The organism is Pseudomonas fluorescens, assembly GCF_000968015.1.
Classification (GTDB): domain Bacteria; phylum Pseudomonadota; class Gammaproteobacteria; order Pseudomonadales; family Pseudomonadaceae; genus Aquipseudomonas; species Aquipseudomonas fluorescens_W.
Map to the genome: position 1 here is coordinate 19,045 of NZ_LACH01000019.1, position 22,550 is coordinate 41,594.

Below are 22,550 nucleotides of genomic sequence, written 5' to 3' on the forward strand. Positions count from 1 at the left end.
CTACTGCAGTCGGACAGCCTTGGCTGGAATTCGGTCCAGAACGGCGCTTACCTCGGGTAAACACTGCCTATAGCCTTTTTCCTACTTCGTTTGAGCCGTTTTCGCTACGTTTTAGAGATGCTTGGAAAATGCGGCAGTATCCGTTAAAGCCGAATGATGTTCAACACATCGCCCGATAGGCTGACCTGTACGCCCGCGCCCCACAAAGGGTCGCGACGCAGATCCTCAGAAACCTTGTAGTGGCCCGCGATGGAAACCAGTTCAGCGCTCATTTGCTGACAGAAAATCCTGGCTTTCGTGTCGCCTTTGACGCCGGCCAACACTCGACCACGCATCGGGCCGTATACATGGATGTTCCCGTCGGCGAGAAGTTCCGCCCCCGGGCTGACCGACGAAATCACCACCAGATCGCAGCCCTGGGCATAAATCTGCTGCCCACCGCGTACAGGCGAGGTGATGATCTTCGTAGGCTTGATAGTCGGCTCCGGCGGTTTTTCCGGTTTTTTCTTGATTTGGCCTTCGAGCGGGTCCAACGGACGCTCACGGGCGCCGGAAGGTGGCAGCACCGGCAGGTCGACCGCAATGGCCGCGGCGATGTCTTCGATGCGGCTGGCACGGATTGCCAGGGTGCGCAGGCCATGCTGGCGGCAGACGCGCATCAGGCCCGGCAGATCGACCGCGCCTTCGCTGGCCGGGAGTTTATCCAGGGCCAGCACCAATGGCGCGTTACTAAAGAAGTTTGGCGCCTGGGCAACCTTGGCGGCCAGTTGACGATCGAGGTTCTCGAGGTCGTTACGGGCCAGTTCCAGCACCGTAATGGCGAGCATGCTGCCCTTCAGCTGGAACACGGGATCTTGGTCTAGCGGTTCGGTTTGGCTCATGGTCGGCATACAACGACTTGTCACTAAAAGTGCCGAGACTTATAACGAGAACGCCCGCGAGCCGCAAGCCGGGTCGAACGATGTAGAATGCGCGGCCATTGTCTTTCCGGAACCTTTAATGGATCGCCCGCGTTTTCGAACAGCATTTCTATCTCCCCGTTTCTGGCCGCTGTGGTGTGGCTTGGGGCTGTTGTGGCTGATTGTGCAGCTGCCGTATCCGGCGTTGCTGTCGATCGGTCGCGCCCTGGGTGCATTGATGTATCGAGTAGCGGGCGACAGACGGCGCATTGCCAAGCGCAATCTCGAACTGTGTTTCCCTGAAAAAACCGCTGCCGAGCGCAAGCGCCTGCTCAAGGAAAACTTCGGCTCCACGGGCATCGCGTTTTTCGAGATGGCGATGAGCTGGTGGTGGTCGCGCGAGCGTCTGGCGAAGCTGGCCCATGTCGAAGGTCTGGAGTATTTGAAAAAAGCCCAGCGCGACGGCAAGGGCGTGATCCTGATGGCCGTTCATTTCACCACGCTGGAAATCGGCGCGGCGTTGCTCGGCCAGCAGCACACCATTGATGGCATGTACCGCGAACACAAAAATCCGTTGTTCGACTACGTCCAGCGCCTGGGGCGCGAGCGGCACAACGTAGATTCGCTGGCGGTGGAGCGCGACGACGTGCGCGGCATGCTGAAACTGCTGCGAGCTGGCCGGGCAATCTGGTACGCACCGGATCAGGACTATGGCGCCAAGCAAAGTATCTTCGTGCCGCTGTTCGGGATTCAGGCCGCGACCGTCACCGCCACCAGCAAGTTTGCGCGGTTGGGCAAGGCGCTGGTGGTGCCGTTCACTCAGGAACGTCTGGCGGATGGCAGCGGTTATCGACTGGTGATTCATGCACCGCTCGAAGGTTTCCCCGGCGAAACCGAAGAGGCCGACTGCCTGCGGATCAACCAATGGGTCGAAGGCGTCTTGCGCGAATGCCCGGAGCAATACCTTTGGGCTCATCGCCGCTTCAAGAGCCGTCCCCCGGGTGAGCCGAAGCTGTACGCAAAACGCGGTTGAACCACCGTCCTTATAAGCACCATGGAGTGTTGCGATGAGTCCTGCTGAACCGGTTACAGGGTTGATTCTTTCCGGCGGCGGGGCTCGAGCGGCTTATCAGGTCGGTGTGCTGGCGGCGATTGCCGAGCTGTTGCCGGTCGGCGCGAACAATCCGTTTCCGGTGATCGTCGGCACCTCGGCCGGCGCAATCAACGCGGTCAGCCTCGCCAGCGGGGCGATGGATTTCCGTGGTGCGATTCAACGTCTGACAGCCTTCTGGCAGGGCTTTCGCAGTCATCTGGTGCTGCGCAGCGACTGGCCGGGCGTGATCCACCAGGCCAGCCGTTTTGTCAGCCACAGTTTGCTCGGGATTGGCGCTCAGGTGCCGGTGGCCTTGCTCAACAGTTCGCCGCTGCGCGGATTGCTCGACGACAAACTGCAGATGAGCGGGATTGCCGAGGCCATTGCACAGAAGCAGTTGCAGGCGGTTGCGGTGACCGCGTTCGGCTACGAGTCCGGTCAGGCGGTGACCTTTTATCAGGGCAGCGGCACCATCAATGCCTGGTTGCGCCATCGGCGAATCGGCGTCCCCACGCAATTGACCGTCGACCACTTGCTGGCCAGTTCCGCCATTCCGCTGCTGTTTGCGCCAGTGAAAATCGGTGAAGAGTATTTCGGCGACGGCGCGGTACGTCAGTCGGCACCGATCAGTCCGGCGCTGCACCTGGGCGCCAGCCGAGTGCTGGTGGTGGGCGTCAGCGGCAACCCCCGCGGCGTTGATCCGGAACAACCGCTGCAACGCGCCTACACCGGCCAGCAGCCGAGCCTGGCACAGATCGGCGGGCACATGCTCAACAGCACGTTCATTGACAGCCTGGAAAGCGACATCGAGTTGTTGCAGCGGCTCAATCAGTTCAGTCGTCTGATGCCCGCTGGCACGCCGACGCGCGCACTGGGTGTGGCGCCGGTGGAGGTGCTGGTGATTTCGCCGAGTCAGCCGATCGATGAGATTGCGGCGCGGCATCGGCAGGAATTGCCGGCAGCGCTGCGCCTGTTTCTGCGCGGGCCGGGGGCGACCAAGACCAGCGGGGCGGGGGTGCTGAGTTATCTGCTGTTCGAGGCGGGGTACTGCAGCGAATTGATTGATCTGGGGCGGCGGGATGCGTTGGCCAAGCGCGGGGAGTTGTGCAGGTTTCTCGGGTTGGCGGAGCCTGTGGTTTCGGCTTGAGGTCGGTGGTGCGGCCATCGCGAGCAAGCTCGCTCCCACAGGGGATCTTCAGTGTTGCTCAGATCAACTGTAGGAGTGAGCCTGCTCGCGATGGCGTCTTTTCAGACGCCACTTACTGCCAAATCAGAAGTGAACCTTGACCAGGAAGCTGGTTACGCTCTGATCGGTTTTGAAGCCCTGGCTGTCTTCAATACCGTACTTGTTTTTCCAGTAGTCATACTCGACGCCGACGTACAACTGCTTTTCGCCAAGGTTCAGCGCCTTGCCCAAGTCGTATTTGACCTGTGGATTGAAGTGCAGGTTGGCGTGGTATTCGCCTTTTTTGTTGACGTCGTTGTCGACCACCCAGTCCATGAAACCGTCGATCAGGATGTTCGAATCGCCCACCGGGATGGTGTAGGACCAGACCGGAGTGACCTGCCAGATATTGTCACCCGGACGGTCGCCTTCGGTATGACGATTGTAGAAATTCAGCTGGAAGTAGTCGAAGCCCGGGATCGCCAGGTCGAAACCAGGACCGATCAGGTAGGACTCGGTGTCGTCTTCACCGAACTCGTAAGTCATGGCCAGCAGTACGTCTTTGACCGGGCCAAACGCGAATTTCTGGTCGAAGATCTTATTGAACGACAAGCGTGGGCTGAATTCACCGTAGTGAGTGTTCTTACCCGCGAAAGCGTCTTCCTTGCCGTTGTAGAAGATCTTGTCGATGAAGAAGAAGTTGTCGCCGTATTTCCAGCCATCGGCGTGTTCAAAGGTCACCGTCTGCTGAATGCGCGGGTTGACCTGGAAGTCCTTGCCATACAGGTAGGTCAGGCTGTTGTTCTGCCATTGCAGCAAGTCGCCGGCCATGGCCTGGCCCCCGGCCAGCAAAGATCCCGCCAGCATCAGGCTCGTGCACGTACGTTTCATTCGGTTGCTCCCAAAAAGTAGGTGGTTCCACGTTATTTTTCTAAGGTCGGCGCTCTGGTATGGCGCCTTTTTCTTTAGCTGTAAAAAATCATCCAATCGGTCAGCTTCAGTGCTGTTAGCAAGAGCTGAGCCAAGGCTTTTGAAAAGCAAAAAAACTCCCGTTCGGCGGCTCAAGAGCAGTCGATTGAGAGTGGTTTTGGGTTGCCTTGGTACCGTCCAGTGCCGGGATAAGTTGGCTTTCTGGTCAGGAATTAAATCCGGGCTTTTTTTTAGACCAGATTCGGGCGGCCGCGGAGAATACTGACTCCTTGGCCAGGTCTCAAGTGCCCCGCAACAGCGCACCGACGACAGGTTTGGAGCACGGTTGCGGGCCATCTTAAAAGTGCACCTTCACCAGCAGGCTGGTGGTGTTCTCATTAGTGTCGAAGTTGCTGTTGTTTTCGATGCCGTATTTGTCTTTCCAGTAGCTGTATTCGACGCCGACGTACACCTGTTTCTCCCGCCAGCCCAAGGCCTTGCCCAGGTCATATTTGATCTGTGGGTTGAAGTGCAGGTTGGCGTGATAGGTGCCATGTGAGTTCTGGTCGTTATCCACGACCCAGTCGATGTAGCCGTCGATCAACAGGTTCGAGTTGCCCAATGGCAGGGTGTAGGACCAGGCCGGCGTGATCTGCCAGACATCGTCGCCGGGACGCGAGCCTTCGGTCTGGCGATAGTAGAAGTTCAAGGTGAAAAAATTGAAGCCCGGTACCGCGAGGTCGAAACCGGGGCCGATCAGATAGGCCTCGGTGTCGTCTTCGCCATTCTCGTAGGTCATGGCCAGCAACACGTCCTTGATCGGGCCGAATTCGAAACGGCGGTCGAGGATTTTGCCGAAAGACAGGCGCGGACTGAACTCGCCGTAATAGGCGTGAACGCCTTTGTTTCGGTCTTTGTCGCCGTTGTAGTAAGTGCTGTCGATGAACATGAAGTTGTCGCCGTACTTCCAGCGGTCGGCGTGTTCGAAGGTGATCGTCTGCTGGATGTGCGGGTTGACCACGAAATCCTTGCCGTACAGATAGCTCAGGCTGTTGGTTTGCCACAGCAGCACATCGCCGGCCATGGCCTGACTGGCGGCCAATAGACCGCCGACTAACAGCATGTTTGTCTGTGTCCGAATCATCTGTTGCTCCCTCTTGTTTTTATTTTTCAAGGCGCAGGAAACCCCGGCCCCTGTAGGAGTGAGCCTGCTCGCGATGGTCGGCAACGATTACGCGTGTTATCTGGATAAACGCGGTGTTCTCGGGTTCATCGCGAGCAGGCTCGCTCCTACAGGGGGTGGTGTGTTTCTGTCTTAGTGGGCGTGGCAGTCGTTGATGGCCGCGCGTTCGGTGCCGCCGAGGATGTTGAACAGCACGTTCAGCGACAGCGCACTGAGCGTGGCCATGGCGATTCCGCTGTGGGTGATCGGGCTCATCCACAGCGGAAGGTGGGCGAAGAACTCCGGACGGACCACCGGGATCAGCCCCATGCCGATGCTCACCGCCACCAGCAACTGGTTGCGACGGTCACCGATGTCGGCTTCCTGAAGAATCTTGATGCCGGTGGCGGCGACCATGCCGAACATCGCAATCGCCGCGCCGCCCAGTACGGCAGGTGGAATCGAGGCCACCAGAAACGCCGCTTTCGGCAGCAAACTCAACACCACCAGCAAACCGCCGGCGACGATGGTCACCGAGCGGCAACGCACGCCGGTCATCTGCACCAGGCCGATGTTCTGTGCGAAAGAGGAGTGGGTGAAGGTGTTGAAGAAACCGGCGAAGAACGAGGCGCCGGCATCACACAACAAGCCGCGACGGAGCATCCGTGGGCAGACGTCCTGGCCAGTGATTTTGCCCAGTGCCAGGAACATCCCGGTGGACTCGACGAAGATGATCACCACCACCAGGCACATGGACAGGATCGGTGCGAGTTCGAATTTCGGCATGCCGAAATGCAGCGGGGTCACGAATTGCAGCCACGGCGCCTGGGCCATGCCGCTCAGGTCGACCATGCCGATCAGGCCGCAGAGTACGTAACCCAGGCACATGCCGATCAGCACGGAAATGTTGACCCAGAAACCGCGCATGAAGCGGTGGACCAGCAGAATGGTTGCCAGCACCAGTGCGGCGATGGCCAGGTAAATCGGTGAGCCGAACTGCGCGGCACCAGCACCGCCGCCGGCCCAGTTGACGGCCACGGGGAACAGCGACAAACCGATCGAGGTAATGACTGTGCCGGTCACCAGAGGCGGGAAGAAGCGTACGACTTTGGACATGAATGGCGCGATGATCATGCCGAAGAATCCGGCGGCGATGGTTGCGCCGAAGATCCCTTGCAGACCGATGCCCGGCATGCCGGCCATGGCGACCATGCTGCCGACGGCGGCGAAACTGGCGCCCATCATCACCGGCATGCGAATGCCCATGGGGCCGATGCCCAGCGACTGGACGATGGTAGCGATCCCGGCCACCAGCAGGTCGGCGTTGATCAGGAAGGCGATTTCTTCACGACTCAGGCCTGCGGCCTGTCCGATGATCAGTGGCACCGCGATGGCTCCGCCGTACATCAGCAGAACGTGTTGCAGGCCAACCAGGATCAGTTGCAAAAGGGGCAAACGCTGAATGGCGGGTGCGTCGGGGATGCGCGCTTGGGATAGCTCGGACATGCAACACCTCGGATCTTTTTTATTCTTGTGATTTTTGCATCAGGGGGGCCGCGGCGCGGCCAATCGCGAGCAAGCTCGCTCCCACAGGTCCTGCGTAATCCCTGTGGGAGCGAGCTTGCTCGCGATGCTTTTGCTACTTAATTGGTCGGAGCTCCCTGCACAATCCACGCGCCGATAAGGTCACGTTCCTGCTGGGTCATCTGGGTGATGTTGCCCAGTGGCATGATCTGGCTGGTGACGGCTTGAGCCTGGATGCGCGCCGCGTTCTGACGGATCTGCTCGGGGGTATCGAACATCACGCCAGCCGGTGCAGCACTGAACAGCGGGCTGGTCGGTTTGGCCGAATGGCAAACCGCGCAACGTTCCTGGATCACGCTGTGCACCTTGTCGAAACCGGGGCCGGCGTTGGACGCCTGAGCCGGTGCAGCGGCAGGCGCAGCAGGTTTCGCAGTTTCAGGTTTCACACCACCACCGAGGGCAGTTTCCGGCAACGGCTGGTACTCGATGGTGCCAGGCGCCTTGGCCACTTCAGGAGCGCTGGGCATTTGCGCCGGGCCAGTCACGTAAGCCAGGCAGATCATGCCCACGGCCGCAACGGGCAAGGTCCAGGCAAATTTGTGGCTGTCGTGACGGGTGTTGAAGTAGTGACGCACCAACACCGCCAGCACCGCGATCCCGGCCAGGATCAGCCAGTTGTATTGGCTGCCGTAGGTGCTCGGGAAGTGGTTGCTGATCATGATGAACAGCACCGGCAAGGTGAAGTAGTTGTTGTGACGCGAACGCAGCAAGCCTTTGGCCGGCAGCGCCGGATCCGGCGTGCGGTTTTCGGCAATCGCGGCAACCAGTGCGCGCTGCGCCGGCATGATGATGCGGAACACGTTGCCGACCATGATGGTGCCGATGATCGCGCCGACGTGCAGGTACGCACCACGACCGCTGAACACTTTGCTGAAGCCGTAAGCGGCGCCAATGATCAGCACGAACAGGATGAAGCCGAGCAGGGCAGGGCGTTTGCCCAGGGCCGAGTCGCAGAGGAAGGAGTAGACGAACCAGCCGACGAACAACGAGGCAATACCCAGCGCGACCCCTTCAGGACCGGTCAGGCTGCTGCCCGGAGCCAACAGGTACAGCGTCGGGTTGGAGTAGAACACCACGCACAGCAGCGCGATACCCGACATCCAGGTGAAGTAGGCTTCCCATTTGAACCAGTGCAGGTTGTCCGGCATGGTCGGTGGAGCCAGTTTGTATTTTTCCAGGTGATAGATACCGCCGCCATGGATCGCCCACAAATCGCCCGCCAGACCACTTTTCGGGTTGACCCGATTGAGGTTGTTTTCCAGCCAGACGAAATAGAACGACGCACCGATCCAGGCCACGCCAGTAATCATGTGAACCCAGCGTACGCTCAGGTTCAGCCATTCCAACAGATGTGCTTCCACAGTCTTTACCTCTCGCCTGTCACTCTGTTGTCGAGTGATCAGACCTTCTCTTATTGGTGGGGGGCGAGGATCAAACGCTCATCCTCTTTGAAAAAATGCTCATCGCAGTTATTGCCTGTGCCACTGCGATCAACCACCAGGAAGTCATCCCGCTTTTCGATCGTCAGCACCGGATGGTGCCAAACGCCGCGATGGTAATTAATGCCCTGCCTGCCGTTGGTGACGAAGGCGCGGACCAAGCCTGATACAGGTTCATCGCCAAGTGGCGCGACCACGATCAGAAAGGGGTTGCCGAGCAGCGGAATGAAAGCCTGGCTGCCCAGCGGGTGACGCTCCAGCATGCTGACGGTCAGCGGCATGTCCTGCGCATCGGCGCGGAAGATGCTGATGATCGCGTTGTCCGCCGGCGTAGCGGTTTCTACCGTCGCCAGTTTATGGAAGCGCATGGTCGAACCGTTGTTGATCATGAAGTGATCGCTGCCGTCGGTTTCGATCACGTCACCGAAAGGGGCGAAGGCTTCTTTGGTCAGCGGTTCAATCGTCAATGTGCGCATGCTGGTCTTCTTTTCCGAGTTCTGTGTTGTTTGTTCTGACGCTATCGCGAGCAAGCTCGCTCCCACAGGGAAACGCGGTCAAATGTGGGAGCGAGCTTGCTCGCGATTGGGTTCAGCGCTTATTTAGCGACCTTGCCCAATACCCGCAGGCGGCTCACACCACCATCCGGGAACACGTTCAGGCGGATGTGGGTGATCGGGCCCAGCGCCTTGATCTGCTCGGCGAAGGTGTGTTCTGCGTGCATTTCCAGTTTCTGCGCCGGCAGCAATTCGCGCCAGAACAGCGATTGGGTTTCGATCTGGCTGTCGGTGCCGCCCTTCACGAAGGCGCCCTGGATCGAGCAGGTGTCCGGGTAGTTGCCCTTGAAGTGCAGGGTGTCGACGATGACTTTTTCGATCTCACCGGCATGACCCAGCGCGACGATGACCCAGTCATTGCCTGGCGTGCGACGACGTGCAGTTTCCCAGCCGTCGCCCATGTTGATGCCACGGCCCGGGTTGAGGATGTTGCTCATGCGACCGAAGTGTTCGTCGGAGCAGGCGAGGGCGCGGCCACCGTTGAGGGCTGCGGCCAGGTCAACTTGCTCGTTGTCGCCGACAGCGGACCAGTCGCGGAACGGAATACCGTAAACACGCAGACGGGCCACGCCACCATCCGGGTAGATGTTGAAGCGCAGGTGGCTGAACGCCTGGTCGTTGTTGATTTCGTGGTAGTGGTGGCTGTTGCCTTGCAGCTCGACGGCGGACAGCACTTCAGTCCACTGGGTGTTGTCGTCTGGCTCGCCCGAGGCCAGGAAGCACGCTTCCAGAGAAGCCGACGGCGGGAAGTTGCCGGTGAAGAATGAAGTGTCGATGTCCACGCCTTTGATCGAACCCGGTACGCCCAGGCGGATCACGGCGCTGTCGTAGCCTTCGAAGCGCTTGCGGCGCGACTCCCAGCCGTCCATCCACTTGCCGTTGTCATCGAACACGCCCTCCTTCCACACAGCCGGGGTCGGCTGGAACAGGCGGTTGGCATCAGCGAACCAGTCATCGGTGACCGAGATGATTTTGGTGCCCAGGCGGGCGTCGGCCAGGTTGACGAACTTCTCGAAAGGTACGGCGTAAGCTTTCATTCTTCTTGTCTGCCTTTAATAAGTTGGCTTGGGATGCTTGCAGTGCCCTGGGTGCTGTGTGCGTTTGAGAGCACTCGGGCAAAGCTCGCTATAGGGTCAGTAATCGGAACAGGGCGATCTTGTTGATCTCCGCCAGCGCGCATTTGAACTCGGTGTCTTCCGGGTTGTGAATGCGCGTTTCGAACGCCGCGAGGATCTGATGCCGGTTGCTGCCTTTTACCGCCATGATGAAGGGAAACTTGAACTTGGCTTTGTAGGCGTCGTTCAGCTCGGTGAAGCGTTGAAACTCTTCGGCCGTGCATTGGTGAATACCCGCGCCAGACTGTTCTTCAGTGCTGGCTGCGGTAAGCTGGCCCTGGACGGCGGCTTTGCCGGCCAGGTCCGGGTGGGCGTTGATCAGTGCCAATTGGCTTTCGTGATCGGCGCTCAACAGGATGTCGCTCATGCGTTGGTGCAGGGTTTCGATCTGGTCGATCGACGCGTCCTGGCCCAGGTCGAAGGCCTTCTCGGCCACCCATGGCGAATGTTCGTAGATGTCGGCGAAGGCAGCGACAAACGCGTCGCGGCTCAGGGTCGAGGGCTTCAGGGTTTGGAAGTGGCTCATTTCGCGGCCCCTTGGTACGGGTGGGTTTCGTGCCAGTGGCGAGCGATGTCGACGCGACGGCTGAACCACACCTGTTCATGACTTTTAGCGTATTCGATAAAGCGTTTGAGCGAGGCCAGACGCGCCGGACGGCCGATCAGACGGCAGTGCAGGCCGATCGACAGCATCTTCGGTGCGTCGGCACCTTCGGCGTACAGCACGTCGAATGCGTCTTTGAGGTATTCAAAGAAGTCGTCGCCCTTGTTGAAACCCTGGACCTGGGTGAAGCGCATGTCGTTGGTGTCCAGCGTGTACGGAATCACCAGGTGCGGCTTGCCGGTCGGGTTGTTCGGTTCCCAGTAGGGCAGGTCGTCGTCGTAGGTGTCGCAGTCGTAGAGGAAACCGCCTTCTTCCATCACCAGACGACGGGTGTTCGGGCCAGTGCGGCCGGTGTACCAGCCCAGTGGGCGCTCGCCGGTGATTTCGGTGAGGACGCGGATCGCTTCGAGCATGTGCTCGCGTTCCTGCGCTTCGTCCATGTACTGGTAGTCGATCCAGCGATAGCCGTGGCTGCAGATCTCGTGGCCGGCATCGACCATCGCACGGATCACGTCCGGGTGACGCTGGGCGGCCATAGCGACGGCGAAGATGGTCAGCGGAATGTCGAATTCCTTGAACAGTTTCAGAATCCGCCAGACGCCGGCACGGCTGCCATACTCGTAAAGGGATTCCATGCTCATGTTGCGCGCGCCTTGCAGCGGCTGCGCCGAGACCATTTCCGAAAGGAAGGCTTCGGATTCTTTATCGCCGTGCAGGATATTGCGCTCGCCGCCTTCTTCGTAATTGAGCACGAAGGACAAGGCGATGCGGGCATTGCCCGGCCAGTGTGGGTGAGGAGGGTTACTGCCGTAACCGATCAGGTCGCGTGGGTAGTCAGCGCTCACTGCAGTCTTCCTTCTTATTCGTTCGACTTGTTCAAGGTCAGGGTTGTGTGGCGGCCTGGCGGTTTGATGACAGGCTGGCGTCACAGCGATGGGCTGATTGTATACAACTTTATATTCACTTTGTAAGCCTGTTTTTTTGCATTTTTCACTGACGGTCATCTTCACATGTTATTGCAAGAAACCTGCCTGATTGGTCAGCTAATGGATGGAAGGTCCTTTGATCCTATGGCTCGGTGGCAGATTCGCCGGGAATCCCTGAATGACGGGCATAGCGCTAAAAATCTCGTTTTTATTGTGTACAATTTTTATGAAAAGTGTCTTAATCAGTCGCTCGCCGCAGCGTTTCGTGCTCCGAATCGGTGCGGTCTCCTTTTCAACTGACTTCGGGAGGCGCGAGGTCTGACTGCTCCACGCAGGCAGGCGCGCAGAATCAATGGGACGTTTGACTACTCACGTTTTAGACGCTGCACATGGTTGCCCGGGCAGCTCGATCAAGGTCGAGTTGTATCGCGTTGAAGGTTCGCAGCTGGAATTGGTCGCCACTGCGATAACCAACAGCGACGGCCGTGTCGATGCACCGCTGCTGCAAGGTGATGACTACCGTTCCGGGGTCTATCAGGTTCAGTTTCATGCGGGCGATTACTACCGCGCCCGTGGCGTTCAGCTGCCGGAACCGGCGTTTCTGGATGTGGTGGTGCTGCGTTTTGGCATCTCTGCGGAACAGGATCACTACCACGTGCCGTTGCTGATTTCGCCTTACAGCTATTCGACCTACAGAGGAAGCTAGGACTTTCCCCCCAAAAATCCTGTGCATATAGCTTCTTTGGTCTTTCGCCCGCTCACACTGCGGGCTTTTTTTTGCCTGTAGAAAAGTCAAAAGATCGCAGCCTTCGGCAGCTCCTACATGGAAACGCATTCCCCCTGTAGGAGCTGTCGAGTGCAACGAGGCTGCGATCTTTTGCTCTTAGCGGCTCAACAGAGACGCAGCGCCCGCACCACTGAACAACCCCGCACTCACCCGGTTAAACCAGCTCTGCCCCTTGCCGCTGCGCAGATACCGCGCCGCACCATGGGCACCCAGCCCATAAGCCAACTTGCACAGCAAATCCAGCACGGTCCAGGTCGCAATCATTACCAGCAACTGCGGCAGGAACGGCTGCTCGGCACTGAGGAACTGCGGGAGGAAAGCGGCGAAGAACAGAATGTCTTTCGGGTTGCTGGCGCCCAACATGAAGGCGCGCCCGAACAGTGCGCGAAAGCGTGGCACTGGCGCAGCCTGGGGCACTTCAGCGCCGTGGGAGGGCTGACGCGATTGCTGCCAGCTCTGCCAGGCCAGATAGAACAGGTACAGCGCCCCGACGATCTTCAAGGCACTGAACAACTGTTCCGACGCCAGCAGCAAGGCGCCCAAACCCAGCGCCGACGCACTGAGCAAGCAGATCGACGCAATCACGCCCCCCAGAAACGCCGGGTAAGAACGACGCAAACCGTAATTCAGACTGTTGCTGATCATCAGCAAAGACAGTGGCCCCGGGATCAGGATTACCACCAGCGCAGCGCCGCTGAACAGCAGCCAGGTTTCCAGACTCATCACTTTCCTCCATTTGCACAAAAGCCTCACCCGACGGGGTGAGGCTGTTTTGAAACACTGTTTTTGAAACGTAGACGGCTTACAAGAAAATGAACTTGGCGATGAAGATCGCGCAGAGCACCCACAAACTCACGGAAATTTCCTTGTGCTTACCGGTACAGGCTTTCAGCACCACATACGTGATAAAGCCCAGCGCGATGCCGTCGGCGACCGAGAAGGTCAGCGGCATCATGATCGCGGTAACGATCGCCGGAATGCTGTCGGTCGCTTCGTCCCATTCGATGTGCGCCATGCCGCCCATCATCAGCATCGCCACATAAATCAGCGCACCGGCGGTTGCGTAAGCGGGAATCATGCCAGCCAGCGGTGCGAAAAACATTGCCGCAATAAATAGCACACCTACGGTCACGGCGGTAAGACCAGTCCGACCACCAGCGGCTACACCCGCGGCACTTTCCACGTAGCTGGTGACCGGCGGAACACCGACCATTGCACCGAATACGCTGGAAGCACTGTCAGCTTTCAGGGCACGGGAGAGGTTTTCGATCTTGCCATCCGCGTTCACCAGGCCGGCGCGCTGGGCGACGCCCATCAGGGTGCCGGCGGTGTCGAACATGTGCACGAAGAGGAAGGCCAGCACCACGCTGATCATGCTGACGTTGAACACGCCGGCGATGTCCATGGCCATCCAGGTCGGTGCCAGGCTCGGCGGGGCGGACATGATGCCCTCGTAGTGCACGAGGCCCAGGCCCCAACCCGCCAGGGTAACGGTGATGATGCTGATGAGAATCGCGCCAAACACTTTGTGGTAGCTGAGTACCGCGATCATCAGGAAGCAGATGGCTGCCAGTAGCGGGCCAGGTTCGCGCAGGGAGCCGAGCTTGATCAGGGTGGCCGGGCTGTCGACCACGATGCCCGCGGTTTTCAAGCCAATCAGCCCCAGAAACAGACCCACACCGGCGCCCATGGCAAAGCGCAAGCTCACCGGGATGCTATTGAGCAGCCATTCGCGGATCCGGGAAAAGGTCAGAAACATGAACAACACACCGGAAACAAACACCGCGCCAAGGGCGGTTTCCCAGTTGTAGCCCATGGTACCGACCACGGTGTAGGTGAAGAAGGCGTTCAGGCCCATGCCCGGCGCCAGGCCGACCGGCCAGTTGGCGTACAGACCCATCAACAGGCAACCCAGCGCGGCGGCGATGCAGGTGGCGACGAACGCGGCACCGTGATCGATCCCGGCGTCGGCCATGATGTTGGGGTTGACGAAGATGATGTAGGCCATGGTGATGAAGGTTGTCAGACCGGCAATCAACTCGGTCTTCACCGTGGTGCCATGCAAGCTGAGTTTGAAGATGCGCTCCAGCCAACCATTGCGTAATGGTGGCGAGAGTTCCAGCGTCGGGGCTTCGGATTTGCGGCTTTCCACAGCGAGTACTCCTCAAGAGTTTTATTGTTATTTCCAGGGCCGGACCCATGAGGGTGGCAGCGACCCTTTGAGGTGCTTGCGAATTTGTTGACCGCTTGGTCAGGAACTCGCACGAAGTGGATTATGCTTTTGTATACAAATAAAGCAAATAATGTTTTTGATTTTGTAGACGAAAAGTTTGGCAATAGGGATATATCGGCTGTGAAGACGCCTTCGTCGGAACGCCGCCCGGAGCAGGCTCGCTCCTACAGTTGAGCGCATTCCCCTGTGGGAGCGAGCCTGCTCGCGATGGATTTTCAGAGATCAGATTTTTTGTTGGTTCTCGCCAAGTGCAAGATTCACCGCCAGCCAGCCATTCACCGCCGTCTCCCCAGCCTCGGCAAACACCCGCTCCAGTAATTTCACCTGCTCACGCCGCAACGACTGCTCGAAACGCGCGCCATCGTCGGTTAGCTCCAACAGCCGCTTACGCTTGTCGGTCTGGGACGCGACACTGTTCACCAGATGCATTTCCACCAATTGACGCAGCGGAATGTTCAGCGCCTGCTTCGTCACCCCGAGCAATGCCAACAGCTCCTTGACGCTCAAATTCGGGTAGCGCGCGATGAAAAACACAATGCGTTGATGCACCCGGCTCAAGCCACGGCGCTCGAGCATTTCGTCGGCTTTCGCGGTGAATGCCTGGTAACCGAAGAAAAACGCTTCCATCGCCTGTTGCTGAGTCGCGGGGTTTTTAAGGTCAAGCATATTGACGTATCCGTTCGGTCTGTCGTAATTTCGGTCAACCAGTTTGACTCATTTCCCTCAGGCCTCGCTACCGGTGACCCCATGGCATTTTCCGAACGTATCTCGCGTCTTAAAAGTTCTTTGATCCGTGAAATCCTCGCCGCTGCCCAGCGCCCGGAAGTGATGTCATTCGCTGGCGGCTTGCCGGCCGAAGCCATGCTGCCGAAAGTCGAGTGGGCCGACATGCCGCTGTCCATGGGCCAATACGGCATGAGCGAAGGTGAGCCTGCGTTGCGTGAAGCGCTGGCAGCAGAGGCGCGGGCGCTGGGTGTACCCTGCGAGGCGAGTCAGGTGTTGGTGGTCAGCGGCTCCCAGCAAACCCTCGATCTGGCGGCCAAGCTGTACATCGACAACGGCACCGAGATTTTGCTCGAAGCGCCAACTTATCTGGCGGCGTTGCAGATTTTTCAGCTGTTCGGCGCCGACTGCATCACTGTCCCGCTGGAGGCTGATGGCCCGAACCTGGCTCAGTTGCGTACTCGTCTGGAAAAACACCGTCCGGCGTTCATCTACCTGATCCCGACTTTTCAGAATCCTTCGGCCGTGCGCTACAGCGAAGCCAAGCGCGATGCCGTGGCAGCCTTGCTGGATGAGTTCGGCGTGACCTTGGTCGAAGACGAGCCTTACCGCGAGCTGACCTTCGACGGTGGTAGTGCCACGCCAATTGTCAGTCGCTTGAAAAAGGCCAGCTGGATCTACACCGGCACCGTGTCGAAAACCCTGCTGCCCGGACTGCGAGTCGGCTATCTGATCGCCAGTCCGGATCTCTTTCCGCACTTGCTGAAACTCAAGCAATCGGCCGACCTGCACACCAATCGCGTGGGCCAGTGGCAAGCGCTGCAGTGGATCGGCACCGACAAATTCCAGCATCACTTGAGCGAGCTGCGGGACTTCTACCGGGTTCGTCGGGACGCGTTCCAGTCAGCCCTGGAAACGCATTTTGCGGATTTGGCGGACTGGAACGTGCCGCAGGGCGGGCTGTTTTTCTGGCTGACTCTCAAGCAGCCGCTGGACACGCGTACGTTGCTCAAGGCTGCACTGGCAACGGATGTGGCGTTCATGCCGGGCGAACCGTTCTTCCCTGAACCGGACAACAATCCGGGGCATTTGCGCCTGAACTTCAGCCACATCGACCCGGCACGGCTGGACGAAGGGCTCAAAAGGCTGGCAGCGGTGGTGCGCCAGGCGCAGGCTGCGCAAGCTGCCTGAGGGCAGAAACAAATAAACCGGCTCTGGGGCCGGTTTTTTTTGGTCTGGATTTTGTGGCGCCTGGGCCGGCCTCTTCGCGAGCAAGCTCGCTCCCACAGGGGATCAGCGTTGATCACAGATCTTCATCATCCCACAAACCACTGTGGGAGCGAGCTTGCTCGCGATGAGGTCATCAGCCCCAGCACAAAACCATCAGGCAGCAGCAAACCGCTTGTCCAGGTAATCGATGATCACCTTGGACTCATACATCCAGGTCGTCTGGCCATTCTCTTCGATGCGCAGGCACGGCACCTTGATCTTGCCGCCCTGTTCCAGCAGGGCCTGGCGATCCTGTTCGTTGTTCTTCGCGTCGCGCAGCGTCACCGGCACGTTCAAGCGGCGCAGGGTGCGGCGGGTTTTCACGCAGAACGGGCAAGCGTGGAACTGATACAGGGTCAGGCCCTTGGCAGCCGTGTTGACCTGCGCCTGAACCTCGGCAGGGCGCTGCTTTTTGCCGGGGCGGGTAATGAAGTCGATGAAGATGATCAGTTGGCCAAGGCCGACACGAAGCGCTTTAACGAACACGGTATAAGCCTCACAAGGGCAAACAGAAGGCGCGCAGCTTACCTGATTTTTCACAGGCGAAAAAAAACCGGCGATGAATGCCGGTTTTCTTCTGCTGCGAATTACTTGATCAGGCTGAGAAACTCGCTGCGGGTGGCCGCGTTTTCGCGGAACTCACCCAGCATCACCGACGTGATCATCGACGAATTCTGTTTCTCCACACCGCGCATCATCATGCACATGTGCTTGGCCTCGATCACCACTGCAACGCCCAGGGCGCCGGTGACTTGCTGGACCGCATCGGCGATCTGGCGGCTGAGGTTTTCCTGGATCTGCAGGCGGCGGGCGTACATATCGACGATCCGCGCGACTTTCGACAGGCCCAATACCTTGCCGCTCGGGATGTAGGCGACGTGAGCCTTGCCGATAAACGGCAGCAGGTGGTGTTCGCACAACGAGTAGAGCTCGATGTCCTTCACCAGCACCATTTCGCTGTTGTCGGAGCTGAACAAGGCACCATTGGTGACCTCTTCCAGTGTCTGTTCATAACCGCGGCAGAGGTACTGCATGGCTTTGGCGGCACGTTTTGGCGTGTCGAGCAGGCCCTCGCGGGAGACGTCCTCGCCCAATTGGCCGAGAATCGCGGTGTAGTTCTGTTCCAGTGTCACAGAGGCTGATTCCATACGGGTTTCAGAGGGGTACTGTTTCTGTCTGTACCCATTTTGTACCAATCAAGCTGTTTTCGAGCGTCCCGGGTTCGCCCCAGTCTGTGCTGGCGTTGATCCATCGGGTGAGGTCGATAGCAACATCTGAACGCTATGACCGAGCTGAGTGGCGGTAAACGCAGGGTTCATCCCCGACATGAGGCACATGGTAGCGTATGTGTGCCGGCAGTTGTATTGCCGGTGGGCGCGAATCCCCAAATCGGTCATTTCGGGTTTGTGCATCCCGCTACACCCTGTCGCCAAGGTGCAGCAGTGATGCTTCCCAGAAGCCCGATTGTTTCATCAGGCCGAGCAGGTCGTATCAGACGTGAGTGATGGACAGATCGCTGATGATGCAGACAGAGCCGTCTAGCGGGTCGGTGGTGTCGGAGTAATCGACCTGGTTGTACACGCCACCGTGGAAGGCGAGCGTTTTCGTGTCCCAGGTGTTGTCGAGGCGCATGATCGCGGAAGTGGATTGGACGCCGTTACAACTAGCCGATACAGAGACGGCGCCGCTCGAATTGGCGTGAATGCTGATATTGAAAAGTGCACCGAGCGGTACGTTTTCCAACACCGTCGAGTTGACTGGATCGTCCTGGAGGTAGCTTGACCGGAACCCCATGGTGATTTTTCCTTTGTTCCAGAACACCTTTACCGGAGGTCGTTCTGAACCCTTCACATGAATCTGGGCGATCACGACTTTCTGCAGCGAGTTGACTTTGGTCAGGCGCATTTCTTGTCGGTTCCAGTGGTCCGCTGCGCTGGAGAACAGCCAGTAACCTGGCTCCTTCCACTCGCAGCGGGTTCGTAGCGTGCTCTTGCTCGAGGCTCCAAGTGTCGGCGCCGTCATCTGCAGCGAACCATCATCAAGCATTGAGATGACGTCGGGGCATTCGATCAGTGCGCGCCAGCCGATGAGCTCAAGCGCAATCGGGTTGGTGTCGGAGATTGGAAGCGGGGTAGCGATGGTGAAGTTGCTGATGTCTACAGTCATGGTTTTTGCCTCAGTCCATTGATGTCGCTTTTTGCTCTAATGAGCCTTGCGTTTGATGCAGGCCTACATCCCACTGCCCACTCAGTGAATGGGCAGAAGTGATGCCTGGCAGCTTCCGGTCGATTTCCCGTTGGCTTGAATACCAATATGGGATTTCCCATATTTTATGTCAATGGGTATTCCCATATTTTATTCCGCGCCTATATTTCAGGTACAAAAAAAGCCCGCGCTTGGCGGGCTTTTCTTGGATGTCGATTTTATCGCGAATACATCGCCCACCAAAAGACATGGCCCAGGATCGCAATCTGCTGTTGCTGAATCTCGGCGAAGGTGTAGTCCTCGTCCGGATGCTCGTCACGGTTGAAGCTGCGTAGGCGGATGCCACTGGGCAAGCGGTAGATCTGTTTCACGCGGAGCTGGCCGTTGTGGTTGATCGCGTACATTTCGCCGTCGACGATGTCGCCCAGCGAGTTCTTTCCGACGTTCATGCCAACCGTAGCGCCGTCGCGCAGTACCGGGAGCATGCTGTTTCCGCTCACCACCACGCACTTGGCGTTGTTGAACTGCACGTTGTTGTGACGCAGGTCTTTCTTGAAGAAACGCAGCCTGGCGCTGTCGTTTTCTGCGATCACGAAACGCCCTGAACCGGCCGCCAGCTCAACTTCACGCAGGAAAGGAACATAAACCTCATCGTCATCCAGGGGCGTGCTGTCGTCCCAAGGCCGGATGTCTGACATTGAAACGCTTGGAGGGGGGCGATTCAACGGAGCCGCATCGGACACCCCTTTAAGCATGTCACCGACACCTTCAGCCAGCCACATCGGTGAAATGCCACACGCTGAAGCGATCTGGGCAACAAAGGCTGTTGCCTTCGATTTCCCGCGCTCAAGGTCGGAGATTGAGGTTTGCGTCAGGCCTGCGCGCTCGGCAAGCTCGGTCTGATTGAGCTTGGCGTGTTGGCGGGCTGCTTTGAGTCGTTCTTTAAATTCCATCTGCGAAGTATTACGGGAGCTCCCATATCATTGCAAATCGTTATCCCGATAATTTGCCAGGCGACCGCTTTATTCGTCGCGACCTTCCATCATGGTCCGTTTGAGCATCACATAAACCGCTCCGGCGCCGCCGTGTTTCGCTTGGCACGAGGTGAAGCCGAGCACTTGTGAATGTTGGCGCAGCCAGGTGTTGACGTGGCTTTTGATCATCGGCCGCTTGCCATCCAGACGCACGGCCTTGCCGTGGGTGACGCGCACGCAGCGGATTTCGAATTTGGTCGCTTCGGCCAGAAACGCCCAGAGGGTTTCCCGGGCCTTTTCCACGCTCATGCCATGAAGGTCGAGGCTGCCTTCAAACGGAATCTGTCCGATCCTGAGCTTGCGCATCTGGCTTTCCTGAACACCGTCACGCGCCCACATCAGCTCGTCTTCCGGGCCAACATCGATAACGAACTGATCGGACAGCCCGTCAACGGTGGTGGCATCGGTACGTACGGTGGCGGCTTGTCGCAACTTGGCGATTTGTGCGCGGTCAGCTTTGGGTTTGCCGGTTTCGGCGCGATCGTGTTTGATCGGCTTGACGCCTTGGATCGCGCTTTTGAACAGGGAAAAATCGTCGTCTTGCATGTCAGCCTCCGCGAAGGGCGGCCAGTTTACCCAACTCGAGGCGAATGGGGCGCGAGAAAACGCGCAGCGCTCGGCTCAGTCGTGCTTTTTCATCAAGTGCGGGGAGATGTTCAGCTCTTGCGACTGCCGCGAGCGGCGACGGCAGCGACGCCACAGCCACACGCCGAGGTACAGCACGAACAGGCCAATCGCCAGAATCACTGCCGAACCGACCCGGTTGGTATTCAACTCGCCCAGGGCAGGTGCGTGACCAAGCAGGCTGGCTATGCCTGCCATCGCCAGCAACACTCCGCACATCGACAGCAAGGCTGCAAATGCCGCGCCGATTCGAAAACGCCAGTTGCGTTGGCCTTTGGGCCGCAAGCGGCGAGCGTCAAAACCATCGGATAACTTCATTCCGACCTTCCTCAATGGGTATCGGCCCTTCGACCGGGAGTTGACCGGGATGTTCCTGAGGCTAAGACAATTACAGCAAATGATAGGCTTTTGCGGATGAGCGGCGGCATGGACCGCTCATCGAACGCCGATCAGATCAGTTCGTGAGTCAGCGCGAGGGTGGCGAAGTTGTCCGCCATGATCGCCATTTCGGTCTGCTGAACGTGGTCTGCGCTCAACACGCCGCCCTTGTAAGGCAGGTCGCGAGTCGCGCAGGCGTCTTCCACCAGCGTGCAACGAAAGCCCAGGTTCTTCGCGGCGCGCACCGTGGTGCTGACGCTGGAGTGGCTCATGAAACCGCACACGATCAGGTCCAGCGAACCGAGATTCTGCAAGCGTTCCAGCAGTTCGGTGCCGTGAAACGCACTTGGCAGCAATTTACCGATGATGGTTTCGTCGCCCTGTGGTTCCAGCCCCGGGATGAACTCACCGCGCTCACCTTGTGGATCGAACAGCCCACCGACGGTGCCGAGGTGGCGGACATGGACGATCGGCCGGCCGGCTGCACGGGCAGCGGCCACCAGTTGCTTGATGTTCGCGACGGCAGCATCCATGCCAATCAGGGCCAACGGGCCGCTGAGGTATTCTTTCTGGGCATCGATGATGACAAGGGTCGCATGGCTCAGAACAGCTGCTGCATAACCGCGGCCGCTGAGTTGAAACATCGTTTTTGGAACGGACATTCTGGGGCTCCTTCGAGTGGGGCTTTTGCGACATTGTCCTCTGGCTGAGCGCTTCTGTGAATCGCTACCATCGTAGACGCCGTCTTTTCTGGCTCGCAGCCTTGTCAATAGTCCCGTTTTGTTCAATAACCGGACGAAAAAACAGAATAGTCCTACATTCGCCCTGGTAGTTTTCCCGCGTCGTCGAGACGCGTTTTGGCTGTTAGAATCGCCAGTCGTTTTTTTTGGAGTTTGCCCCGTGATCACTTCCCGACTTCGTACCCTGCGTGACCATATCCGTTGGGCCGTCAGCCGCTTCCATGGGGAGGATCTGTTTTTCGGCCATGGGACCGACAACGCCTGGGACGAAGCACGTCAGTTGGTGTTGGGTGCCTTGCACTTGCCGTGGGAAATCGCCGACAGCTACCTCGACTGCAATCTTGAAGAAGACGAACTGGTCAAGCTGCAGCGCTTGCTCAAGCGCCGTATCGAAGAACGTATTCCTACCGCCTACCTGTTGGGCGAAGCGTGGTTTTGCGGCATGTCGTTCATTGTCGATGAGCGCGTATTGATCCCGCGTTCGCCGATTGGCGAGCTGATCGAAAAACGTTTCAATCCGTGGCTGGGCGCCGAGCCTGCGCGGATTCTCGATCTGTGTACCGGTTCCGGCTGCATCGGTATCGCCTGTGCCTACGAGTTCCAGAACGCCGAAGTGGTATTGGCCGATCTGTCGTTCGAAGCGCTGGAAGTGGCCAACCAGAACATTGAGCGCCATGGCGTCGATGAGCGGGTGTACACGGTTCAGGGGGATGGTTTCGATGGTTTGCCGGGTCAGCGTTTCGACCTGATCGTGTCGAACCCGCCTTACGTCGATGCGGAAGATTTCGCCGACATGCCGGACGAATACCAGCACGAACCGGAGCTGGGCCTGGCCTGCGGTGATGATGGTTTGAACCTGGTGCGTCGCATGCTCGCCGAAGCGGCCGATCACCTGACCGAGAAGGGCTTGCTGATTGTCGAAGTGGGCAACAGCCAGGTTCACGTCTCGGCGCTGTACCCGGAAGTCGATTTCGCCTGGCTCGATTTCGAGCGCGGAGGGCATGGCGTGTTCATGCTGACGGCGGAACAGTGCCGTGATCATCAGGCGCTGTTTGCTTCTCGCGTCTGACCTGACTGACTCCTGTGGCGAGGGGATAAATCCCCTCG

24 protein-coding genes and 1 pseudogene are annotated in these 22,550 nt (G+C 58.5%); 5 read left to right on the top strand and 20 right to left on the bottom strand.

Annotated elements, in window-relative coordinates:
* Positions 1–143 precede the first annotated feature (143 nt).
* On the bottom strand, positions 144–881 hold the full coding sequence (gene minC / locus VD17_RS11985; RefSeq protein WP_046054034.1) for a septum site-determining protein MinC: 738 nt from the start codon (positions 879–881) through the stop codon (positions 144–146).
* 118 nt (positions 882–999) lie between these two features.
* Here minC and VD17_RS11990 point away from each other — a divergent pair, with 118 nt between their 5' ends.
* Positions 1,000–1,932: a lipid A biosynthesis lauroyl acyltransferase gene (locus VD17_RS11990; RefSeq protein WP_046054004.1), complete on the top strand. Its 933-nt coding sequence runs from the start codon at positions 1,000–1,002 to the stop codon at positions 1,930–1,932.
* A gap of 34 nt (positions 1,933–1,966) precedes the next feature.
* Positions 1,967–3,139, top strand: coding sequence for a patatin-like phospholipase family protein (locus VD17_RS11995; RefSeq protein ID WP_046054005.1), 1,173 nt, complete (start codon positions 1,967–1,969; stop codon positions 3,137–3,139).
* Positions 3,140–3,262: 123 nt separating this feature from the next.
* Here the strand turns inward: VD17_RS11995 and VD17_RS12000 are convergent, their stop codons facing one another.
* From VD17_RS12000 to puuE, 8 genes are all read right to left on the bottom strand, one after another.
* Positions 3,263–4,048, bottom strand: a complete 786-nt coding sequence (locus VD17_RS12000) for an outer membrane protein OmpK (protein ID WP_033057162.1) — start codon at positions 4,046–4,048, stop codon at positions 3,263–3,265.
* 376 nt (positions 4,049–4,424) lie between these two features.
* The gene (locus VD17_RS12005) at positions 4,425–5,210 is read right to left on the bottom strand and encodes an outer membrane protein OmpK (protein ID WP_046054006.1); all 786 of its coding nucleotides are present in this window, start codon (positions 5,208–5,210) and stop codon (positions 4,425–4,427) included.
* A 171-nt stretch (positions 5,211–5,381) separates the two neighbouring features.
* Positions 5,382–6,734 (bottom strand): nucleobase:cation symporter-2 family protein, encoded by a 1,353-nt coding sequence (locus VD17_RS12010; protein WP_046054007.1) that lies wholly within the window; start codon positions 6,732–6,734, stop codon positions 5,382–5,384.
* Positions 6,735–6,871: 137 nt separating this feature from the next.
* A complete protein-coding gene (locus VD17_RS12015; protein ID WP_046054008.1) occupies positions 6,872–8,173 on the bottom strand; it encodes a urate hydroxylase PuuD in 1,302 nt (433 codons plus the stop codon).
* Positions 8,174–8,223: 50 nt separating this feature from the next.
* On the bottom strand, positions 8,224–8,727 hold the full coding sequence (locus VD17_RS12020; protein ID WP_046054009.1) for an ureidoglycolate lyase: 504 nt from the start codon (positions 8,725–8,727) through the stop codon (positions 8,224–8,226).
* Positions 8,728–8,846: 119 nt separating this feature from the next.
* Entirely contained in the window at positions 8,847–9,842 is a 996-nt protein-coding gene (gene alc / locus VD17_RS12025) for an allantoicase (protein WP_033057158.1), read from the bottom strand.
* A gap of 88 nt (positions 9,843–9,930) precedes the next feature.
* Positions 9,931–10,446: a 2-oxo-4-hydroxy-4-carboxy-5-ureidoimidazoline decarboxylase gene (gene uraD, locus VD17_RS12030; RefSeq protein ID WP_046054010.1), complete on the bottom strand. Its 516-nt coding sequence runs from the start codon at positions 10,444–10,446 to the stop codon at positions 9,931–9,933.
* Positions 10,443–11,369: an allantoinase PuuE gene (puuE, locus tag VD17_RS12035; protein ID WP_046054011.1), complete on the bottom strand. Its 927-nt coding sequence runs from the start codon at positions 11,367–11,369 to the stop codon at positions 10,443–10,445. Before puuE ends, uraD begins: the two co-directional genes overlap by 4 nt.
* 433 nt (positions 11,370–11,802) lie before the next feature.
* Between puuE and uraH the strand changes: the two genes are divergently transcribed.
* Positions 11,803–12,156 carry a hydroxyisourate hydrolase gene (gene uraH, locus VD17_RS12040; protein ID WP_008146146.1) on the top strand — a complete coding sequence of 118 codons (354 nt, stop codon included), beginning with the start codon at positions 11,803–11,805 and terminating at the stop codon, positions 12,154–12,156.
* A 177-nt stretch (positions 12,157–12,333) separates the two neighbouring features.
* On the opposite strand, the gene VD17_RS12045 is transcribed toward uraH, so the two are convergent.
* The 3 genes from VD17_RS12045 to VD17_RS12055 all read right to left on the bottom strand — a co-directional run bounded on the left by VD17_RS12045 (position 12,334) and on the right by VD17_RS12055 (position 15,136).
* Positions 12,334–12,960, bottom strand: a complete 627-nt coding sequence (locus tag VD17_RS12045) for a LysE family translocator (protein ID WP_008146144.1) — start codon at positions 12,958–12,960, stop codon at positions 12,334–12,336.
* A gap of 79 nt (positions 12,961–13,039) precedes the next feature.
* Complete coding sequence (locus VD17_RS12050) at positions 13,040–14,389, bottom strand: NCS2 family permease (RefSeq protein WP_046054012.1); 1,350 nt, start codon at positions 14,387–14,389, stop codon at positions 13,040–13,042.
* Positions 14,390–14,692: 303 nt separating this feature from the next.
* The gene (locus VD17_RS12055) at positions 14,693–15,136 is read right to left on the bottom strand and encodes a MarR family winged helix-turn-helix transcriptional regulator (RefSeq protein WP_046054013.1); all 444 of its coding nucleotides are present in this window, start codon (positions 15,134–15,136) and stop codon (positions 14,693–14,695) included.
* 81 nt (positions 15,137–15,217) lie between these two features.
* Between VD17_RS12055 and VD17_RS12060 the strand changes: the two genes are divergently transcribed.
* On the top strand, positions 15,218–16,384 hold the full coding sequence (locus VD17_RS12060; RefSeq protein ID WP_046054014.1) for an aminotransferase-like domain-containing protein: 1,167 nt from the start codon (positions 15,218–15,220) through the stop codon (positions 16,382–16,384).
* A gap of 192 nt (positions 16,385–16,576) precedes the next feature.
* On the opposite strand, the gene VD17_RS12065 is transcribed toward VD17_RS12060, so the two are convergent.
* From VD17_RS12065 to VD17_RS12095, 8 genes and pseudogenes are all read right to left on the bottom strand, one after another.
* Entirely contained in the window at positions 16,577–16,948 is a 372-nt protein-coding gene (locus VD17_RS12065; protein ID WP_046054015.1) for a glutathione S-transferase N-terminal domain-containing protein, read from the bottom strand.
* 101 nt (positions 16,949–17,049) lie between these two features.
* A complete protein-coding gene (gene folE, locus VD17_RS12070; protein ID WP_010456659.1) occupies positions 17,050–17,595 on the bottom strand; it encodes a GTP cyclohydrolase I FolE in 546 nt (181 codons plus the stop codon).
* A gap of 22 nt (positions 17,596–17,617) precedes the next feature.
* Positions 17,618–17,859 (bottom strand): annotated as a pseudogene (locus VD17_RS32585) (site-specific integrase); the annotation flags it as partial.
* Between the two features lie 94 nt (positions 17,860–17,953).
* Positions 17,954–18,628 carry a polysaccharide lyase family 7 protein gene (locus VD17_RS12075; protein ID WP_046054016.1) on the bottom strand — a complete coding sequence of 225 codons (675 nt, stop codon included), beginning with the start codon at positions 18,626–18,628 and terminating at the stop codon, positions 17,954–17,956.
* Positions 18,629–18,885: 257 nt separating this feature from the next.
* On the bottom strand, positions 18,886–19,620 hold the full coding sequence (locus VD17_RS12080) for an XRE family transcriptional regulator (RefSeq protein WP_046054017.1): 735 nt from the start codon (positions 19,618–19,620) through the stop codon (positions 18,886–18,888).
* A 69-nt stretch (positions 19,621–19,689) separates the two neighbouring features.
* Positions 19,690–20,247 (bottom strand): Smr/MutS family protein, encoded by a 558-nt coding sequence (locus VD17_RS12085; RefSeq protein WP_046054018.1) that lies wholly within the window; start codon positions 20,245–20,247, stop codon positions 19,690–19,692.
* A gap of 75 nt (positions 20,248–20,322) precedes the next feature.
* A complete protein-coding gene (locus VD17_RS12090; protein ID WP_033057147.1) occupies positions 20,323–20,643 on the bottom strand; it encodes a hypothetical protein in 321 nt (106 codons plus the stop codon).
* A gap of 131 nt (positions 20,644–20,774) precedes the next feature.
* Positions 20,775–21,365 (bottom strand): cysteine hydrolase family protein, encoded by a 591-nt coding sequence (locus VD17_RS12095; protein ID WP_033057146.1) that lies wholly within the window; start codon positions 21,363–21,365, stop codon positions 20,775–20,777.
* 238 nt (positions 21,366–21,603) lie between these two features.
* On the opposite strand from VD17_RS12095, the gene prmB reads away from it, so the two are divergent.
* Positions 21,604–22,512 (top strand): 50S ribosomal protein L3 N(5)-glutamine methyltransferase, encoded by a 909-nt coding sequence (gene prmB, locus VD17_RS12100; protein WP_046054019.1) that lies wholly within the window; start codon positions 21,604–21,606, stop codon positions 22,510–22,512.
* Positions 22,513–22,550 lie beyond the last annotated feature (38 nt).

Excerpts from the sequence above, each read along its gene's own strand:
- VD17_RS12000 (WP_033057162.1), bottom strand. The coding sequence starts at position 4,048 with ATGAAACGTACGTGCACGAGCCTGATGCTGGCGGGATCTTTGCTGGCC.
- VD17_RS11990 (WP_046054004.1), top strand. The coding sequence starts at position 1,000 with ATGGATCGCCCGCGTTTTCGAACAGCATTTCTATCTCCCCGTTTCTGG.
- minC (WP_046054034.1), bottom strand. The coding sequence starts at position 881 with ATGAGCCAAACCGAACCGCTAGACCAAGATCCCGTGTTCCAGCTGAAG.
- VD17_RS12055 (WP_046054013.1), bottom strand. The coding sequence starts at position 15,136 with ATGCTTGACCTTAAAAACCCCGCGACTCAGCAACAGGCGATGGAAGCG.
- VD17_RS12080 (WP_046054017.1), bottom strand. The coding sequence starts at position 19,620 with ATGGAATTTAAAGAACGACTCAAAGCAGCCCGCCAACACGCCAAGCTC.
- VD17_RS12005 (WP_046054006.1), bottom strand. The coding sequence starts at position 5,210 with ATGATTCGGACACAGACAAACATGCTGTTAGTCGGCGGTCTATTGGCC.
- VD17_RS12060 (WP_046054014.1), top strand. The coding sequence starts at position 15,218 with ATGGCATTTTCCGAACGTATCTCGCGTCTTAAAAGTTCTTTGATCCGT.
- VD17_RS12095 (WP_033057146.1), bottom strand. The coding sequence starts at position 21,365 with ATGTCCGTTCCAAAAACGATGTTTCAACTCAGCGGCCGCGGTTATGCA.
- uraD (WP_046054010.1), bottom strand. The coding sequence starts at position 10,446 with ATGAGCCACTTCCAAACCCTGAAGCCCTCGACCCTGAGCCGCGACGCG.
- VD17_RS12090 (WP_033057147.1), bottom strand. The coding sequence starts at position 20,643 with ATGAAGTTATCCGATGGTTTTGACGCTCGCCGCTTGCGGCCCAAAGGC.
- VD17_RS12045 (WP_008146144.1), bottom strand. The coding sequence starts at position 12,960 with ATGAGTCTGGAAACCTGGCTGCTGTTCAGCGGCGCTGCGCTGGTGGTA.
- VD17_RS12085 (WP_046054018.1), bottom strand. The coding sequence starts at position 20,247 with ATGCAAGACGACGATTTTTCCCTGTTCAAAAGCGCGATCCAAGGCGTC.
- uraH (WP_008146146.1), top strand. The coding sequence starts at position 11,803 with ATGGGACGTTTGACTACTCACGTTTTAGACGCTGCACATGGTTGCCCG.
- VD17_RS11995 (WP_046054005.1), top strand. The coding sequence starts at position 1,967 with ATGAGTCCTGCTGAACCGGTTACAGGGTTGATTCTTTCCGGCGGCGGG.
- alc (WP_033057158.1), bottom strand. The coding sequence starts at position 9,842 with ATGAAAGCTTACGCCGTACCTTTCGAGAAGTTCGTCAACCTGGCCGAC.
- VD17_RS12010 (WP_046054007.1), bottom strand. The coding sequence starts at position 6,734 with ATGTCCGAGCTATCCCAAGCGCGCATCCCCGACGCACCCGCCATTCAG.
- VD17_RS12075 (WP_046054016.1), bottom strand. The coding sequence starts at position 18,628 with ATGACTGTAGACATCAGCAACTTCACCATCGCTACCCCGCTTCCAATC.
- VD17_RS12020 (WP_046054009.1), bottom strand. The coding sequence starts at position 8,727 with ATGCGCACATTGACGATTGAACCGCTGACCAAAGAAGCCTTCGCCCCT.